Origin of the sequence: Pseudomonas vlassakiae (assembly GCF_014269035.2) — a bacterium.
Lineage (GTDB): Bacteria > Pseudomonadota > Gammaproteobacteria > Pseudomonadales > Pseudomonadaceae > Aquipseudomonas > Aquipseudomonas vlassakiae.
The window spans coordinates 280533-297589 of record NZ_JABWRP020000003.1 but is presented as its reverse complement, the minus strand read 5'-3'; the positions used below and the strand labels follow the sequence as shown (position 1 = coordinate 297589).

Genomic DNA, 17057 nt, shown 5'->3' with positions numbered 1-17057 from the left:
AAAGCTGCCCCCACCGGGTACTGAGCAATGCCGTGCAGTACCTGTAGGAGCTTTAGCCGCGAGAGGCCCTTGAGGTCGATCAAAAATGGAATGACTGACTCACTTTTTTTCGCTTGTGAGCCAGGTGCATTCCCAGCTTTCATGTAAGCGTCCAAACCTAACCCAGGAAGCTAGCGATGCCCGCCCACGATTTCGTCAGCCCCGACAGCATCCGTGCGCAGTTCTCTGCCGCCATGTCGCTCATGTACAAACAGGAAGTGCCGCTGTACGGCACGCTGCTGGAGCTGGTCAGCGAAATCAACCAGCGGGTCCTGGCCGAGCAGCCCAAGCTGGCTGAGGCGCTGCGCTGGACCGGCGAGATCGAACGCCTGGACCAGGAGCGTCACGGCGCCATCCGCGTCGGCACCGCCGAAGAGCTGGCCACCATCGCCCGGCTGTTCGCGGTGATGGGCATGGCGCCGGTCGGCTATTACGACCTCAGCTCCGCTGGCGTGCCGGTGCACTCCACCGCGTTCCGCGCTGTGCATGAGCAGTCGCTGCATGTCAGCCCGTTCCGCGTGTTCACCTCGCTGCTGCGCCTGGAGCTGATCGACAACCTGGCGCTGCGCGAACTGGCGCAGGGCATCCTGGCCAAGCGTCAGATTTTCACCCCCCGGGTACTCGAACTGATTGCACGATGCGAGCGCGATGGCGGCCTGAACGAGGCCGATGCCGGCGAGTTCGTTGGTGAAGCCCTGCACACCTTCCGCTGGCACCAGGACGCCACGGTCACGGCCGAGCAGTATCAGCAGTTGCATGACCAGCACCGCCTGATTGCCGACGTGGTGGCCTTCAAAGGCCCGCACATCAACCACCTGACCCCACGCACCCTGGACATCGACGCGATCCAGGCCGGCATGCCGGCCAAGGGCATCCCGCCGAAAGCCGTGGTCGAAGGGCCACCCACTCGCCGCCACCCGATCCTGCTGCGCCAGACCAGCTTCAAGGCGCTGCAGGAGAAGGTTGCATTCAGCGACCACCAGGGTAGCCACACCGCACGTTTCGGCGAAATCGAACAGCGCGGTGCGGCACTGACGCCGAAGGGCCGCCAACTGTACGACACGCTGCTCGATGCCACCCGCGCCGCCTTGGGAGGAGCGCCAGCCGAGGCCAATGCCGAGCGCTACATGGCGCTGTTGCAGGAAAGCTTCGCTGCATTCCCGGATGACCTGGCGCAGATGCGTGAGCAGGGGCTGGCTTACTTCCGTTACTTTGCTACCGAGGAGGGCCTGGCCGCGCGGGAGCAGGCGGATCGCCCGACCACCCTGGAAGGCCTGATCGCGGCCGGCCATGTGCACTACGAGGCACTGGTGTACGAGGACTTCCTGCCGGTGAGTGCGGCGGGAATCTTCCAGTCGAACCTGGGGGATGAGGGCCAGGCCGAGTATGGCAGCAATGCCAACCGCGAGGCCTTCGAGGCGGCGCTGGGGCTGCAGGTGCAGGATGAACTGGCGCTGTATGCGCAGAGCGAGCGCCGCTCGTTGCAGGCTTGCGCCCAGGCGCTGAACCTGGGTTCGTTGTAAGGCTCAGGATTGCCGGGGGCGCTCTGCGCCCCATTCGCGGGTAAACCCGCTCCTACAGGATGACCACAGGCTGGAGGCTTGCGCTCTCCCCCAGGACCACCACAGGCTGGAGGCTTGCGCTCTACTTGTAGGAGCGGGTTTACCCGCGAATGGGCCGCAAAGCGGCCCCGTCCAATCTCAGCGGAAGCGGTCCACTTCCTGGCGCAGTTGCGCCGCCAACCCTTCCAGCTCGCGCGCGGTCAAGGCCAGCTCATTGGCTACATCACGCTGCTCACTGTTGGCCTGGGCAATGCTCTGCAGGTTGCGGCTGAGCACGGTGGCCGTGCTGCTCTGCTCCTGGGTCGCCGTGCTGATCACGGCAAACTGCTCACCCGCCGTACGGCTCTGCTCATCGATCCGCGCCAGCGCTTCGGCGACCTTGTCGTTGCGCGCCAGCCCTTCCTGCATCAGCAGGTTACCCTGCTCCAGGGTATGGATGGCGTGCCCGGTCTGCTGCTGGATACTGGTGATCATCCCGGAAATCTCATCGGTTGCCTGACGCGTGCGCGCGGCCAGCCCACGCACCTCATCCGCGACCACGGCAAATCCACGGCCCTGTTCACCGGCCCGGGCAGCCTCGATGGCGGCGTTCAATGCCAGCAGATTGGTCTGTTCGGCAATCGCGGTGATCACGCTTATGATACCGCCGATCTCCTGCGAACGAGCGCCGAGGCTGTCCATGACAGTGGCGGTGCCACCCAGCGCTTCGGCGATCTGGCGCAGCGAACTCGACGCTTCGTCCATGGCACTGCGGCCGATGCGGGTCTGCTGGGCGTTGTCACGGGCCATGCGCTCGGTACCCGCCATGTTGTCGGCGATGTTCATCGACGTCGCGCTGAATTCCTCCACCGCACCAGCCATGCTGGTGATCTCGCCGGACTGCTGGTCCATGCCTTCACAGGCACCGGTAGACAACCCGGACAGCGAACGCGCACGGCTGCTGACCTGCTCGGAAGCACTGCGGATGTGCTCGACCATGGTCGCCAGCGCCTCGCCCATCTGGTTGAAGCTGCGGGCCAGCTGGCCGATCTCGTCATGGCTGGTCACATTCAGGCGCGCATTCAGGTCGCCGGCACCCAGTGCCTCGGCCTGACGCACCAGGTCATCCAGCGGGCGCAGCTTGCGGCGCAGCAGCCAAAGGGTGGCGGCCACGGCCAGCAGCATCGCCAGCAGGCTGCCGATGGCAAGACGCAGGCCGACGCTCCAGGTCACCTCGCGGATTTCCGCCTTGGGCATGCTCGCCACCACGGTCCAGGGGCCCTCGGCGAACGGCGCGCTGGCACTGAACAGGTCCTGGTCGGCGTTGGCAGGCGGCACCAGCCATTGGCCCTGGTCATCGCGAATGGCCAACGAACCGGTTGCCCCGATGCGGAAGCGCTTGAGGTTGGCGAACTGGGCATTCTGGGCGTCGGTGTAGTCGAAGCCGACGAACAGCACCGCAATCACCCGGCCGCTGCTGTCGCTGACGGGCACGTAGCGGGTCATGTAGTTGCGCTCGAACAGCACGGCGCGGCCGACGTACATCTGCCCGGCCAGCAGCTTGCTGTAGGCCGGGTGCTGACGGTCGAGCTGGGTACCGATGGCGCGGGTGCCGTCCTGTTTCTTCAGGTTGGTGCTGATGCGCACGAAGTCATCACCGCTGCGCACGAACAGGGTCGCGATGCCGGCAGTCATCTGCTGGAATTCGTCGACCACCTGGAAGTCGTTGTTCAGCAGCTGGTCGCCCAGGTACAGGGCGGGCGTACCTTGACCGGCGACCTGCACGGTTTCGCCAGGGTGCAGCGACAGGCCCGAGGCGAAGCGGCGCTCGAACAGGCCACTCAGGCGCTGGGTGTTGTCCTTGAGAGACCCGTGAAAGGTATCGAGCTGGTCGGCCAGCAGTCGCGCCTCGCTGGCCAGGTGGGCCTGGCGGGTGGCGAGGTTGGCGTCATCCAGCGCACGCAGGGCGAACAGGGTACTCCCGGAAATCACCAACGCCAGCACGATGGCGAGGGCGACACCGAGCTGCGAAGCAATTCGGGCACGCGGTTGAGACATGATGAAGCTCCTGACAAGAGGCCGGGATCATCCTGATCACGCTGACCACCCGCTTGTTTTAGTCGGGAAATCGCGCCCTCTTCCGGGACGCTGGTGCCATTGGATCGGCGTCGTACCTGAATACTTGAGTGTCGGACCGGGGTATTCGCAAACGTTTTCCCTTTCTGTACCGCCTTTTGCTGGCTGTCAAAGCGGTGGCAGGATTTCCACAGCTGGCAAGTCCATCGCCGCCGCCTCTTCCTGCAGAAACACACTCAAGCGCCGCAGCCGCTCCCCGCCAGGCCGGGTGCGCGGCCATACCAAGTAGTAATCCATGCCACTGGGTACCGCCGTCGGCCAAGGCAAGCTCAGGCGCCCTTGGGCCACATCTTCGGCGACCATGAGCAGATCGCCCATTGAAATGCCGTATCCCCGCGCAGCAGCGATCATGCCCAGCTCCAAAGTGTCGAACACTTGCCCGCCCTTGAGCGACACCTTGTCGCTGAGGCCCATGCGCTCCAGCCATTCGCGCCAGTCACGCTTGTCGGGCGTCGGGTGCAGCAACTCGATGCTCGCCAAGCGCCGCTCGTCCCACCGCCCCTCCTTCAGCAGGTCCGGCGCACCCACCGGGATCAACAGCTCGGAAAACAACCGACGCACCTCCCAATCCGCCGGGAACATGCCGTCGCTGAGCAGCACCGCGCAATCGAACGGTTCCTGGTTGAAGTCGACATGGTCGACATCCATCCAGGCGCTGGTCAGTTGCACCTCGTTGCCAGGTTGCAGGTGCCGGAAGCGGCTCAGCCGCGCCAGCAGCCAGCGCATGGTCAGGGTCGACGGCGCCTTCATGCGCAGGATGTCGTCTTCCCCACGCAAGGTATCGCAGGCCCGCTCCAGCGCAGCAAAGCCTTCGCGCACACCGGGCAGCAGCACCCGGGCCGCCTCGGTCAGTTGCAGGCTGCGACCACTGCGCACGAACAGCCGACAGGCGAAATGCTCTTCGAGGGTGCGAATATGCCGGCTCACCGCGCTCTGGGTAATCGACAGCTCTTCACCGGCCCGGGTGAACGAGCTCAGCCGCGCAGCCGCTTCGAATGCGCGCAGTGCATACAGGGGAGGCAGCTGGCGGGACATGGGGCACCTGTCATACGGGGTCGGGAATGGAATGCACTGAATCATATATGCATGAGTTCAACTCATGCCAACCATCGCATTTATCCTTTTGTGCAAAGTTGACCGAAGCCTCAGAATCGTCCCTCGCTCACAGCATCAGGCACAAGGACCTCACCCATGCACGTCGCGCCCACCACAGAACTCAAGGCTTTGCTGCGCCTGGCCGGGCCGCTGATCGCCTCGCAGTTGGCGCACATGCTGATGGTGCTCACCGACACCTTGATGATGGCTCGCATCAGCCCGCAGGCCCTGGCCGGTGGCGGGCTGGGCGCGGCGAGCTATTCGTTCGTGTCGATCTTCTGCCTGGGCGTGATCGCCGCAGTCGGCACCCTGGTGGCGATTCGCAAGGGTGCCAACGACATCGAGGGCGCCACGCGCCTGGCGCAGAACGGCCTGTGGCTGGCCTGGGGCCTGGCACTGGTGGCAGCGCTGGTGTTGTGGAACCTGAAACCGGTACTGCTGCTGTTCGGCCAGCAGCCGGAGAACGTCAATTCGGCAGCCGAGTTCCTTACCCTGCTGCCACTGGCCCTGCCCGGCTACCTGACCTTCATGGCCCTGCGCGGCTTCACCAGCGCGCTAGGGCGCTCGACCCCGGTAATGGTCATCAGCCTGGTCGGCACGGTGCTCAACTACCTGTTCAACATCGCCCTGATCGAAGGCATGTTCGGCCTGCCGAAGCTCGGCCTGATGGGTATCGGCCTGGTCACGGCCGTGGTGTCGATGGGCATGGCCATCGCGCTGGCGCTGTACATCCGCTGGCACCCTGCCTATGCCGCCTATCCGCTGCGCAAAGGGCTGTCGCGCCCTTCGCTGCCGGCCCTGCGCGAGCTGTGGCGGCTGGGCCTGCCGATTGGCGGCACCTACATGGTGGAAGTCGGGCTGTTCGCCTTCGCCGCACTGTGCATGGGCGTGCTGGGCAGCACGCAACTGGCGGCACACCAGATTGCCCTGCAGATCGTCTCCACGGCGTTCATGGTGCCGACCGGGCTGTCCTATGCGGTAACCATGCGCGTTGGCCTGTACTACGGCGCCGGCAATCTGTTGGCCGCACGCAGCGCCGGGCGGGTGGGGATCGGCTTCGGCGCAACGATCATGTTTGCCTTTGCAGCGTTGTTCCTGCTGATGCCGGAGGCGCTGGTGGGGCTGTTCATCGACCGCAGCGACCCCGGCTTCGCCGCGATCTATCAGCTGGCGGTGCAGTTGCTGATGGTGGCGGCATGGTTTGAGCTGTTCGATGGCATGCAGACCATAGCCATGGGCTCGATACGGGGTTTGAAGGACGCCAAGACCACCTTCCTGATCGGGCTGTGCTGCTACTGGCTGGTGGGGGCGCCGAGTGCCTGGCTGCTCACCTTCACCCTGGGCGGCGGGGCCGTAGGGGTGTGGTGGGGGCTGGCGTTGGGGCTGGCCTGTGCGGCGGTGGCGCTGACCATTGGCTTCGAGTGGCGGATGAAGCGGTTGCTGGGCAAGGCCGGGGTGGGGGCTGCCGCTGCGGCCTGACTTGAGGACGTCTCGCGGGTAAACCCGCTCCAGCAGGGACTGCATGAGTCTGTGGGAGCGGGTTTATCGAGGCATCGAACGCCGCGAAGCGGCCTTACAGGGCAGCCAAGAGGGGGCGGCCGGACGCCTGCAGCAGGTAGTCGATCAACTCCCCCACCGGCAGCGGCTTGCTGACCAGGAACCCTTGCACCTGGTCACAACCGAACCCGCGCAGCAAGTCCATCTGCTCCTGGCTTTCCACGCCTTCGGCTACCACCTCCAGGTTGAGGTTGTGCGCCAGGTTGATCATGGCATGCACCAGCTTGCGGTTCTCTTCGCGCATCTCCATCTCGGCGACGAAGCTGCGGTCGACCTTGAGCAAGGTGATCGGCAGGCTGTTCAGGTGCACGAAGGACGAGAAGCCGGTACCAAAGTCATCCAGCGAGAAGCGCACACCCAGGCGACCCAGGGCATCCATGGTCTGGCGCACCAGCTCGTTGCGGCGCATCACTGCCGTTTCGGTCAGTTCGAACTCCAGCCAGCGCGCATCCACACTGTGCTCGATGATCAACCGGCTCAGGGTGGCCAGCAACTGGCTGTCCTGGAACTGGCGGAAGCTCAGGTTCACCGCCATGTGCAGCGGCGCAAGCCCCTGTTCGCGCAGCGCCTGCATATCGCGCAGGGCACGGGAAATCACCCAGTAGCCCAACGGCACGATCAACCCGCTCTGCTCGGCCAGCGGCACGAACTCGCTCGGCGGCAGCAGGCCGCGCTCGGCATGGCGCCAGCGCACCAAGGCCTCCAGGCCGACGATGCGGCCATCGGCCAGGTTCAGCCGCGGCTGGTAGTGCAGCTCAAGTTCGTCGCGGCGCAGCGCCCGGCGCAGCTCGCTTTCCAGGTCGGCCAGGCTGCGCGCATTGCGGTTGATGCGTTCGTTGAATACGTGGAAGGTGCAACCCTGGCTACTTTTGGCCTGGCGCATGGCGATGTGCGCATGCCACATCAGCGGGTCAGGGCCGCCCTGGGCGCGGGCGTGGGCCAGGCCCAGGCTGCAGCCAAGCAGCAGGCTTTCGCCGTCGATCCAGTAGGGTTCGGCCAGCGCCTCGACGATACGCTCGGCGATCCATTCGGCGCGGTTGGCATCGCGGCGCGTGTCGATCAGCAGGGCAAACTCGTCGCTGCCCAGCCGCGCCAGCTGGTCACCGGCCTCCAGTTGCTGCTTGAGCCGCGCGACCACCTGCAGTATCAGGCGGTCGCCGCACTGATGGCCAAGGGCGTCGTTGACATGACGGAAGTTGTCCAGGTCCAGGTGGCCGAGGGCCACGCCGCGGCCTTCGTTCTCCGCCAGGCGCGTGGTCAGCAAGGCCTGGAAACCCTGGCGGTTGGCGATGCCGGTCAGCGGGTCCTGCTCGGCCAGGCGCTGCAACGTCGCCACCAGCACACCGCGCTCGCGCACATGGCGCAGCGAGCGGCGCAGGGCATCGACGTTCAGCTGGTCACGTACCAGCCAGTCGCTGACACCCGTTGGCGACGTGTCTGGTTCGTGGTCGAGCAACAGGATGGTCGGCAGTTCGCAACGCCCGGGTGCAGGCTGCAACGCCGGCGTGGCCAGCACCACGGCCTGGCGATCATGGCTGAACAGGGTATCGACCGCCGCCCAGTTCGGCGCGGTCAGCAATACTGCGCTACCGTCCAGCGGCAGCAGGCACTCGCGTAATAAGGCGGCCCATTCCGGCTCATCAGCCAACAGCAGCAAACGCAAAGGTTCGACAGGCGTGGACAAGCGGGCTCCTTAAAGGCTCGAAAGGTATAGCGTTAGAGGTCGGATATGCTACTGCATAGTGAAAATGATTTTCACTTTTAGACATATCCTTTGCCTACAGTGCCGCCCGTCGCATTTTGACGTGCATCCTGCGCGAAAGTCGTCAAACCGGCAATTACGATTTTTTCAGTGAATAGCATTAGTTTCACTAATGCTCATGCCTGAACAAAAGTCTGACTCAAACGTCAGACGGTCGCGCCACAAGTGGTCCATGCCTGTTAGAATGCGCGGCTATTTTCTGGCGACCCCCGGTTTCTAGCATGTCCCGACTCAATCCCCGGCAACAGGAAGCCCGTGACTACGTCGGCGGCCCTCTATTGGTGCTCGCCGGTGCTGGCTCGGGCAAGACCAGCGTCATCACGCGCAAGATTGCCCACCTCATCCAGAACTGCGGCATCCGTGCCCAGTACATCGTGGCCATGACCTTTACCAACAAGGCCGCCCGCGAGATGAAGGAACGGGTCGCCACCTTGCTGCGTCCGGGGGAAGGCCGCGGCCTGACGGTGTGCACGTTCCACAACCTGGGCCTGAACATCATCCGCAAGGAGCATGAACGCCTGGGCTACAAGCCGGGCTTCTCGATCTTCGACGAGTCCGACATCAAGGCATTGCTGTCGGACATCATGCAGAAGGAGTACTCCGGCGACGACGGCATCGACGAGATCAAGAACATGATCGGTGCCTGGAAAAACGACCTGATCCTGCCCGCCGAAGCCCTGGAAAAGGCGCGCAACCCCCGCGAGCAGACCGCCGCCATCGTCTACACCCACTACCAGCGCACGCTCAAGGCGTTCAACGCGGTGGACTTCGACGATTTGATCCTGCTGCCGGTCAAGCTGTTCCAGGAGCACCCCGACGTGCTCGAACGCTGGCAGAACCGCGTGCGCTACCTGCTGGTGGACGAATACCAGGACACCAACGCCAGCCAGTACCTGCTGGTGAAGATGCTGATCGGCATGCGCAACCAGTTCACCGTGGTGGGCGATGATGACCAGTCGATCTATGCCTGGCGTGGCGCACGCCCCGAGAACCTGATGCTGCTCAAGGAGGACTACCCCTCCCTGAAGATCGTCATGCTCGAACAGAACTACCGCTCCACCAGTCGCATCCTGCGCTGCGCCAACGTGCTCATCGCCAACAACCCGCATGCTTTCGAAAAGCAGTTGTGGAGCGAGATGGGCGTAGGCGACGAGATCCGTGTGATCCGCTGCAAGAACGAGGAAGCCGAGGCCGAGCGCGTGGCCATGGAGATCCTCACCCTGCACCTGCGCACCAACCGCCCGTACAGCGACTTCGCGATCCTTTACCGCGGTAACTACCAGGCCAAACTGATCGAACTGAAGTTGCAGCACCACCAGGTGCCGTATCGCCTGTCGGGCGGCAACAGCTTCTTCGGCCGCCAGGAGGTCAAGGACCTCATGGCCTACCTGCGCCTGCTGGTGAACCCGGATGACGACAACGCGTACCTGCGGGTGATCAACGTACCGCGCCGGGAAATCGGCTCGACCACCCTGGAAAAGCTCGGCAACTACGCCACCGAGCGCGGCATTTCGATGTACGCCGCCAGCGAGGAGCTGGGCCTGGGTGAGCACCTGGATGCGCGCTACACCGAGCGCCTGCAACGCTTCAAGCACTGGCTCGACGGGGTACGCCACAAAGTCGCCCTGGAAGACCCGATCGCCGCGCTGCACGAGATGATCCGCGACATCGACTACGAGAACTGGATCCGCCAGCAGACCGCCAGCGACAAGGCAGCGGAGTTCCGCATCAGCAACGTCTGGTTCCTGGTCGAAGCGCTGAAGAACACCCTCGAGAAGGATGAAGAGGGTGACATGACCATCGAGGACGCCATCGGCAAGCTGGTGCTGCGCGACATGCTCGAGCGCCAGCAGGAAGAGGAAGAGAACGCCGAGGGTGTGCAGATGATGACCCTGCATGCCTCCAAGGGCCTGGAATTCCCTTACGTGTTCATCATGGGCATGGAGGAGGAAATCCTCCCTCACCGCTCCAGCATCGAGGCCGACACCATCGAAGAGGAACGCCGCCTGGCCTACGTGGGCATCACCCGCGCGCGCCAGACCTTGGCTTTCACCTTCGCTGCCAAGCGCAAGCAGTACGGCGAGATCATCGACTGCACGCCCAGCCGGTTCCTCGACGAACTGCCCCCCGACGACCTGGCCTGGGAAGGCCTGGACGATGCGCCGGTCGAGGTGAAGGCCGCTCGCGGCAACAACGCCCTGGCCGATATCCGGGCGATGCTCAAACGCTGATCAACCATTACTCTTTAACTTCGCCGCTTTTAGCGGCCACCTTTGTTACATCGAGGAATACCACAGTGGAAGCACTGCATCAGAAGATTCGCGAAGAAGGCATCGTGCTTTCCGATCAGGTTCTCAAAGTCGACGCGTTTCTCAACCACCAGATCGACCCGGCGCTGATGCAGCTGATCGGTGACGAGTTCGCCCGACTGTTCGCCGATGCCGGCGTGACCAAGATCGTCACCATCGAAGCCTCGGGCATTGCCCCGGCGGTGATGACCGGCCTGAAGCTGGGCGTACCGGTGATCTTCGCGCGCAAGCACCAGTCGCTGACCCTGACCGAGAACCTGCTGACCGCTTCGGTGTATTCCTTCACCAAACAGACCGAGAACACCGTGGCCATCTCGCCGCGCCACCTCAACAGCAGCGACCGCGTGCTGGTGATCGACGATTTCCTGGCCAACGGCAAGGCATCGCAAGCGCTGATCTCGATCATCAAGCAGGCCGGAGCCACCGTTGCCGGCCTGGGCATCGTCATCGAGAAGTCGTTCCAGGGCGGCCGTGCCGAGCTGGACAGCCAGGGCTACCGCGTCGAATCGCTGGCCCGGGTGAAGTCGCTGGAAGGTGGCGTGGTCAGCTTCATCGAGTAAGCCCACACACGGTCCCTGTGGGAGCGGCGGTGCGGCGATCCGATTTACCCGCGAATGCGATTTCGCATGTGCCATCGCATTCGCGGTTTAACCCAGTCCCACCGTGGACGGTGAGCCTTCAGGTTCATTTTGTGGCCTGCAACCCCGCCAGCAGCAAACGCTGATACAGCTCCTCCTTCAACCCCTGCGGCCGATCCAGCTGCATCCGCGCCAGGTGCGCCTCAAACCCCTCTGGCCCTGGCGCTTCCAGTGCCGCCTTGCCCAGCTCCAGCACCTCGCTCAGCTTGAATTTGCTTTTCAACCAATTCAGCGCGCGCAACAAATCCCGCTCCTCAGCCGTGAAGTCCGTACCGAGCGGATACTCCGGGAACAACCGCGCATGACGCGCCTTGATGGCCTCCAGCCGCTGCGGCGTATTGTTGGTAAACCGCACATCCAGCTGGAAATCCCTGGCCAGCTTGCCTGCCCCCTTGGCCTGCGCCATTAGCTCACCCTGGAACCGCGAATCGCTCACCGCCAGCAACCGCGCAATCACTTCACTGTCGGTCTGCCCACGCAAGTCGGCAATGCCGTACTCGGTCACCACGATATCGCGCAGGTGCCGGGGAATGGTGCAGTGGCCATAGCTCCAGAACAGGTTGGAAGTCACCTCACCCCCCGACTCACGCCAGCTGCGCAGCAGCAGGATCGAGCGCCCACCCTCCAGGGCGTGGCCCTGCGCAACAAAGTTGTACTGCCCGCCCACGCCGCTAAGCACCCGGCCATCTTCCAGCTGGTCGGCCACGCCGGCGCCGAGCAGGGTCATGCCGAACACCGTGTTGACGAAGCGCGCATCGCGGCGCTGGCGGCGCTTGAGGCCTTCCTGCCCGTACAATTCGTTGATGAAACTGATGCGGGTCATGCCGAACCGGGCGCGCTGCTCCAGCGGCATCTCGCGCAAGCGCTGGTAGAACGCCTGCGGGCCGAGGAAGAAACCGCCATGCACCAGCACACCCTGCTCATCCGCCGGGCGGCGCACCACGCCCGCCTCGACCAGCGCCAGCAGGCCGTTGACGAACATCTCGCTGCAACCGTAAAGACCTTGGGCGAAGGCCTCCAGGCCCCCTTCGCGCTCGATCAGCGCCCGCCAGGGGCCGACATCCAGTTCGTCGAGCAAGGCGCGGTAGCCCGCGTTGTCGCCCTGGCGCGCCAGCAATGCCGCCGCCAGTGCATCGCCCATGGCGCCGATGCCGATTTGCAGCGTGCCACCGTCACGCACCAGTGAGCTTGCGTGCAAACCAATGCAGTGATCCTGCGTGGTGACTGGCATGTTGGGGGTAGAAAACAGTCGACGCTGCTCCGCTTCGTCGATCAGCAGGTCGAACGCATCGATCGGCAGTTCGGCATCGCCCGGCATGTACGGTAACTCGCTGTGAACCTGGCCAAGCATGAGGATGGTTTCCCCTGCCGCACGCCGCTTGGCGATCATCGGCTGCAGGTCGAGGGTGATGTCGGGGTTGCAGGCCAGGCTCAGGTGGACGGGCTTCTCGGGCGTGGCAGCGACCAGTTGGGCGACCAGGTTCAGGCCTTTGGCGTTGATGTCACGGGCGGCGTGGCTGTAGTTGCTGCTGATGTAGTCCTGCTGGGCGGTTTCGCTGTGCAGCAGGCTGCCGGGTTGCATGAAGAACTGCTCGACGCGAATGTTCGGCGGCAGGCTGTCGTTGCGCAGGTCGGCGAGGTAGGTGAGTTCTTCATAGTCGGCGAACACGCGCTCGACGAAGGGCTCGAGGAAGCGCCGTTGCAAGCCATCGCCAAGAGCCGGGCGCCCCAGCGACAGCGCGGTGTAGAGGGTCAGCTGGCGCTCAGGCAGGTCGCGGACCCGGGCGTACAGGGCATTGACGAAGGCGTTGGGCTTGCCCAGGCCCAGCGGCAGACCCATGTGGATGTGGGCCGGCAACTTGTCGAGGACGTGCTCGACGGCCTGGTCGATGGAGCAGAGGTGCATCGGGGCCTCCTGAATCATCCATGGGGTCAGGGGTTGGACACGGGCTCAAGCGGGTTGGTTGCTTGTGCCGGCCCTGTCGCGGCCAAAGCCTCTCCTGCAGGGGCCTCACGCGGCGCTGTACCTGTAGCAGCGGCTTTAGCCGCGATAGGGCCGGCACTGGCAGCACAAATACAAAGCCCGCCGGAATAGGCGGGCTTGGTGCAATTCAATGGTGGCTCAGAGCCCGGACATCTTCTTGATGGCCCCTTTCAGGTCATCATCCGAGCAGTCCGCGCAGGTACCCTTGGGCGGCATGGCGTTGATGCCCGTAATGGCCTTGGCCAGAATCCCGTCCAGGCCGCCCTGATGGTCGGCGCGCTCTTTCCATGCGGCGGTATCGCCAATCTTCGGTGCCCCCAGCAAGCCTGACCCGTGGCAGGCGTTGCAGTGCTTGGCAATCACCTCATCCGGGGTCTTGGCCCCACCACCGCCGGCTGCGGCGGCCACTTCCATACCCTTGCATTCCTGGCCCTGCACACACACCTGGCCGACCGGCTCAAGGCGTTTGGCAAGCTCGTCGTTGGTCGCTGCGGTTGCGCTCATTGCCCAAAGGGCGAATACGGCTGCTGGTATGGCCAGCATCTTCTTGATTTGGTTCACGCGAACACCCTCATGGTGGCTAATCACGCCCGCGGCCACGGTAATGCGAGCGTTGAAAAGTATAGCGGGAACCCGGATACCGTGGAACGACCCTACTCGGGAAAGGGGTATTGCCGAAGCAATGCACTGCGCTGGATCAAAAGTTGGAAGGGGTAGCCGCGCTGATCAGCCGCGCAGGCGCGTCGAACGGGTTGCGAAAACGGTGCGGGCGGGTACTTTCGAAGTAATAGCTGTCGCCCGCTTCGAGGATGAAGATCTCGTTGCCCACCACCAGTTCGAGCCTGCCCTCGAGCAGGATGCCGGTTTCTTCACCATCGTGGGTGAGCATCTCGGCACCGGTGTCGGCACCGGGTGGGTAGACTTCGGTAAGGAAGGCGATAGCGCGGTTGGGGTGTGACTTGCCAACCAGCTTCATGGTCACTGCGCCGTCGGAGATGTCGATCAGCTCATGGGCCTTGTAGACGATCTGTGCCGGGCTTTGCGCCTCCAGCTCGACCGAAAAGAATTCGACCATCGACATGGGAATGCCGCTGAGCACCTTGCGCAGCGAGCTGATCGAAGGGCTCACGCTGTTCTTCTCGATCATCGAGATGGTGCTGTTGGTCACCCCCGCGCGCTTGGCGAGTTCCCGCTGGGAAAGGCCCTTGAGCTTGCGGATGGCTTGCAGTCGTTCGCCGACGTCCAAAGCTTGCGCCTCCTGAAACGGTGAGATGGCGGGGTGAATGTGAACGATATCATGGCAATGCCGTTCAGTATTTACAACACACCGCCCCTCAAGCTGGCCGCTTCGGCGCCTTATTCGCCGTGATAGTCCAGCGGCACGCGCCTCAGGTTGCAGAAGATCTGGTAGGGAATGGTACCGGCCTGCGTGGCCACATCACTGGCCAGTACCTGCTTGCCCCACAGCTCGACCGGGCTACCGACGGTGGCTTCGGGCACGTCGGTCAGGTCGATGCAGAGCATGTCCATCGACACGCGGCCAATCAGCTGGCTGCGCTTGCCGGCGACCACCACCGGCGTGCCGGTGGGGGCGTGGCGCGGGTAGCCGTCGGCGTAGCCCATGGCAACCACGCCAACGCGGGTTGGCCGCGGGCTGACGAACTTGGCGCCGTAACCCACTGGTTCCCCGGCAGGCAGCTCGCGCACGCTGATGACGCGTGATTGCAGGGTCATCACCGGCTGCAGGCGTGCGGCCTGGGGCTGGTCGGCTTCGAAGGGGCTGGCGCCATACAGCATGATGCCTGGGCGTACCCAGTCGCTCGGGGCTTGCGGCCAGGCCAGCACACCGGGCGAATTGCGCAGGCTGCATTCGGCAGCCAGGCCTTCGCGGGCGGCGTTGAACACGGCGATCTGCTGCTCGGTGGCATCGGCCTCCGGCTCGTCGGCACGGGCGAAGTGGCTCATCAACACGATGCGCGAAACCTTGCCGCTGGCCAGCAGGCGCTGGTAGGCGTCGTGGTAATCCTTGGGGTGCAGGCCGACGCGGTGCATGCCGCTATCGAGCTTGAGCCAGATGGTCAGTGGCTTGTGTATCTGGGTCTGCTCGATCGCTTCGAGCTGCCACAGCGAATGCACCACACACCACAGGCCGTGCTCGGCGATCAGCGCCAGTTCGCTGGCTTCGAAAAAGCCTTCGAGCAGCAGCACCGGCGCCTTGATGCCGGCAGCGCGCAACTCCAGCGCCTCTTCGATGCAGGCCACAGCAAAACCGTCGGCCTCGGGCTCCAGGGCCAGGGCGCAACGCACGGCACCGTGGCCGTAGGCGTCGGCCTTGACCACGGCAAGGGCCTTGGCACCGGACAGTTCACGGGCCAGGCGGTAGTTGTGGCGGAGGGCTTGCAAGTCGATCAGAGCGCGGGCGGGACGCATGGCGGCTGCCTTATGGTGATTCACAGGTTGAAAACGGTGTCGGGTTCTTCGCGGCTGAAGCCGCTCCTACAGGGATTGCACATACCTGCAGGAGCGGCTTTAGCCGCGAAGAGGCCGGTACAGGCGACCTTACTGCTGGTGGGCAGGCGCGGTCTGACCGTGCTTGGCGACTTCCGGGCTGTTGCCATACCGGGAGATGTCCAGGCCCTCAGCACTGATCTGCGGTTTCTTGCGCGCAATCAGGTCAGCCAGCAGGCGGCCGGAACCGCACGCCATGGTCCAGCCCAACGTACCGTGGCCGGTGTTGAGGAACAGGTTGCGGAACGCAGTGGCACCCACGATCGGCGTACCATCCGGGGTCGCCGGGCGCAGGCCGGTCCAGAAACTGGCCTGGCTGAGGTCGCCGCCGCGAGGATAAAGGTCGTTGACGATCATCTCCAGCGTTTCGCGTCGACGCGGGTTCAGCGACAGGTCAAAGCCGGCGATCTCAGCCATGCCGCCCACACGGATACGGTTGTCGAAACGGGTAATCGCAACCTTGTAGGTCTCGTCAAGAATGGTCGAGGTCGGCGCCATGTCGGCATCGGTGATCGGCACGGTCAGCGAGTAACCCTTGAGCGGATACACCGGGGCCTTGATGCCCAGTGGCTTGAGCATCTGCGGCGAGTAGCTGCCCAGGGCCAGCACGTAGCGGTCTGCGGTTTCAAGTTTGCCATCGATCCATACGCCGTTGATGCGGTCACCGGCGAAGTCCAGGCGCTGGATGTCCTGACCGAAGCGGAATTCCACGCCCAGGTTCACGGCCATTTCGGCGAGCTTGGTGGTGAACAACTGGCAGTCGCCGGTCTGATCGTTGGGCAGGCGCAGGGCGCCGGCAAGGATGTCCTTCACCCCGGCCAGGGCCGGTTCGACACGGGCGATGCCGTCGCGGTCGAGCAACTCATATGGCACCCCGGACTGCTCGAGCACGGCGATGTCCTTGGCCGCAGCGTCTACCTGGGCCTGCGTGCGGAACAGCTGGGTAGTCCCAAGGCTACGGTTTTCGTAGGCAATACCGGTTTCGGCACGCAGTTCGTCGAGGCAGTCACGGCTGTACTCGGACAGGCGCACCATGCGCTCCTTGTTCACCGCGTAGCGGCTGGCGGTGCAGTTGCGCAGCATCTGCGCCATCCACAGGTACTGGTCGACATCACCGGTCAGCTTGATGGCCAGGGGCGCGTGGCGCTCCAGCAGCCACTTGATGGCTTTCAGCGGTACGCCTGGGGCGGCCCAAGGCGAGGCATAGCCGGGCGAGATCTGGCCAGCGTTGGCGAAGCTGGTTTCCAGGGCCACTGCCGGTTGGCGGTCGACCACGGTCACCTCGAAGCCTTGCCGGGCCAGATAATAGGCACTGGCGGTACCGATCACACCGCTACCAAGTACCAATACTCGCATTGTTCATCCCTCGCACGCGGCGCACCGCTATTTTGTTGATATGGCATGGATGCGCGCAGTATAAGAATCTAAGCCCAGTGCATTTCACTATATAAAAGCCTATTATTGGCGAGAATTCTCGGCAAAATCGCC

Annotated in this window: 12 protein-coding genes and 1 pseudogene; 4 read left to right on the top strand and 9 right to left on the bottom strand. The window is 63.9% G+C overall.

Going from position 1 to position 17057, the window contains the following annotated elements; all coding sequences use genetic code 11:
- Positions 1–176: 176 nt before the first annotated feature.
- Complete coding sequence (gene hglS, locus HU738_RS05655; RefSeq protein WP_186601468.1) at positions 177–1562, top strand: 2-oxoadipate dioxygenase/decarboxylase HglS; 1386 nt, start codon at positions 177–179, stop codon at positions 1560–1562.
- A 177-nt stretch (positions 1563–1739) separates the two neighbouring features.
- Here the strand turns inward: hglS and HU738_RS26290 are convergent, their stop codons facing one another.
- The 3 genes and pseudogenes from HU738_RS26290 to HU738_RS05645 all read right to left on the bottom strand — a co-directional run bounded on the left by HU738_RS26290 (position 1740) and on the right by HU738_RS05645 (position 4751).
- Positions 1740–2462 (bottom strand): methyl-accepting chemotaxis protein, encoded by a 723-nt coding sequence (locus HU738_RS26290; RefSeq protein ID WP_390898714.1) that lies wholly within the window; start codon positions 2460–2462, stop codon positions 1740–1742.
- A 135-nt stretch (positions 2463–2597) separates the two neighbouring features.
- A pseudogene (locus HU738_RS26285) lies at positions 2598–3638 on the bottom strand (Cache 3/Cache 2 fusion domain-containing protein); the annotation flags it as partial.
- Positions 3639–3824: 186 nt separating this feature from the next.
- Positions 3825–4751 (bottom strand): LysR substrate-binding domain-containing protein, encoded by a 927-nt coding sequence (locus HU738_RS05645; protein ID WP_186601470.1) that lies wholly within the window; start codon positions 4749–4751, stop codon positions 3825–3827.
- Between the two features lie 156 nt (positions 4752–4907).
- Between HU738_RS05645 and HU738_RS05640 the strand changes: the two genes are divergently transcribed.
- On the top strand, positions 4908–6290 hold the full coding sequence (locus tag HU738_RS05640) for a NorM family multidrug efflux MATE transporter (RefSeq protein WP_186601471.1): 1383 nt from the start codon (positions 4908–4910) through the stop codon (positions 6288–6290).
- Positions 6291–6384: 94 nt separating this feature from the next.
- Here the strand turns inward: HU738_RS05640 and HU738_RS05635 are convergent, their stop codons facing one another.
- Complete coding sequence (locus tag HU738_RS05635; protein WP_176508472.1) at positions 6385–8052, bottom strand: putative bifunctional diguanylate cyclase/phosphodiesterase; 1668 nt, start codon at positions 8050–8052, stop codon at positions 6385–6387.
- Between the two features lie 299 nt (positions 8053–8351).
- Here HU738_RS05635 and rep point away from each other — a divergent pair, with 299 nt between their 5' ends.
- Together rep and HU738_RS05625 are read left to right on the top strand one after the other, a co-directional pair.
- Positions 8352–10361, top strand: a complete 2010-nt coding sequence (gene rep / locus HU738_RS05630) for a DNA helicase Rep (protein ID WP_054886748.1) — start codon at positions 8352–8354, stop codon at positions 10359–10361.
- A 65-nt stretch (positions 10362–10426) separates the two neighbouring features.
- Positions 10427–10999, top strand: a complete 573-nt coding sequence (locus HU738_RS05625; protein WP_003253535.1) for a xanthine phosphoribosyltransferase — start codon at positions 10427–10429, stop codon at positions 10997–10999.
- A gap of 124 nt (positions 11000–11123) precedes the next feature.
- Here the strand turns inward: HU738_RS05625 and HU738_RS05620 are convergent, their stop codons facing one another.
- From HU738_RS05620 to dadA, 5 genes are all read right to left on the bottom strand, one after another.
- Positions 11124–12983, bottom strand: a complete 1860-nt coding sequence (locus HU738_RS05620; RefSeq protein WP_186601472.1) for an acetyl-CoA hydrolase/transferase C-terminal domain-containing protein — start codon at positions 12981–12983, stop codon at positions 11124–11126.
- A gap of 216 nt (positions 12984–13199) precedes the next feature.
- Positions 13200–13604, bottom strand: coding sequence for a c-type cytochrome (locus tag HU738_RS05615; protein ID WP_186601636.1), 405 nt, complete (start codon positions 13602–13604; stop codon positions 13200–13202).
- A 154-nt stretch (positions 13605–13758) separates the two neighbouring features.
- Positions 13759–14307 (bottom strand): cupin domain-containing protein, encoded by a 549-nt coding sequence (locus HU738_RS05610; protein WP_176508474.1) that lies wholly within the window; start codon positions 14305–14307, stop codon positions 13759–13761.
- 110 nt (positions 14308–14417) lie between these two features.
- The gene (alr, locus tag HU738_RS05605; RefSeq protein ID WP_176508475.1) at positions 14418–15491 is read right to left on the bottom strand and encodes an alanine racemase; all 1074 of its coding nucleotides are present in this window, start codon (positions 15489–15491) and stop codon (positions 14418–14420) included.
- 129 nt (positions 15492–15620) lie between these two features.
- The gene (gene dadA / locus HU738_RS05600; RefSeq protein ID WP_186601473.1) at positions 15621–16925 is read right to left on the bottom strand and encodes a D-amino acid dehydrogenase; all 1305 of its coding nucleotides are present in this window, start codon (positions 16923–16925) and stop codon (positions 15621–15623) included.
- Positions 16926–17057 lie beyond the last annotated feature (132 nt).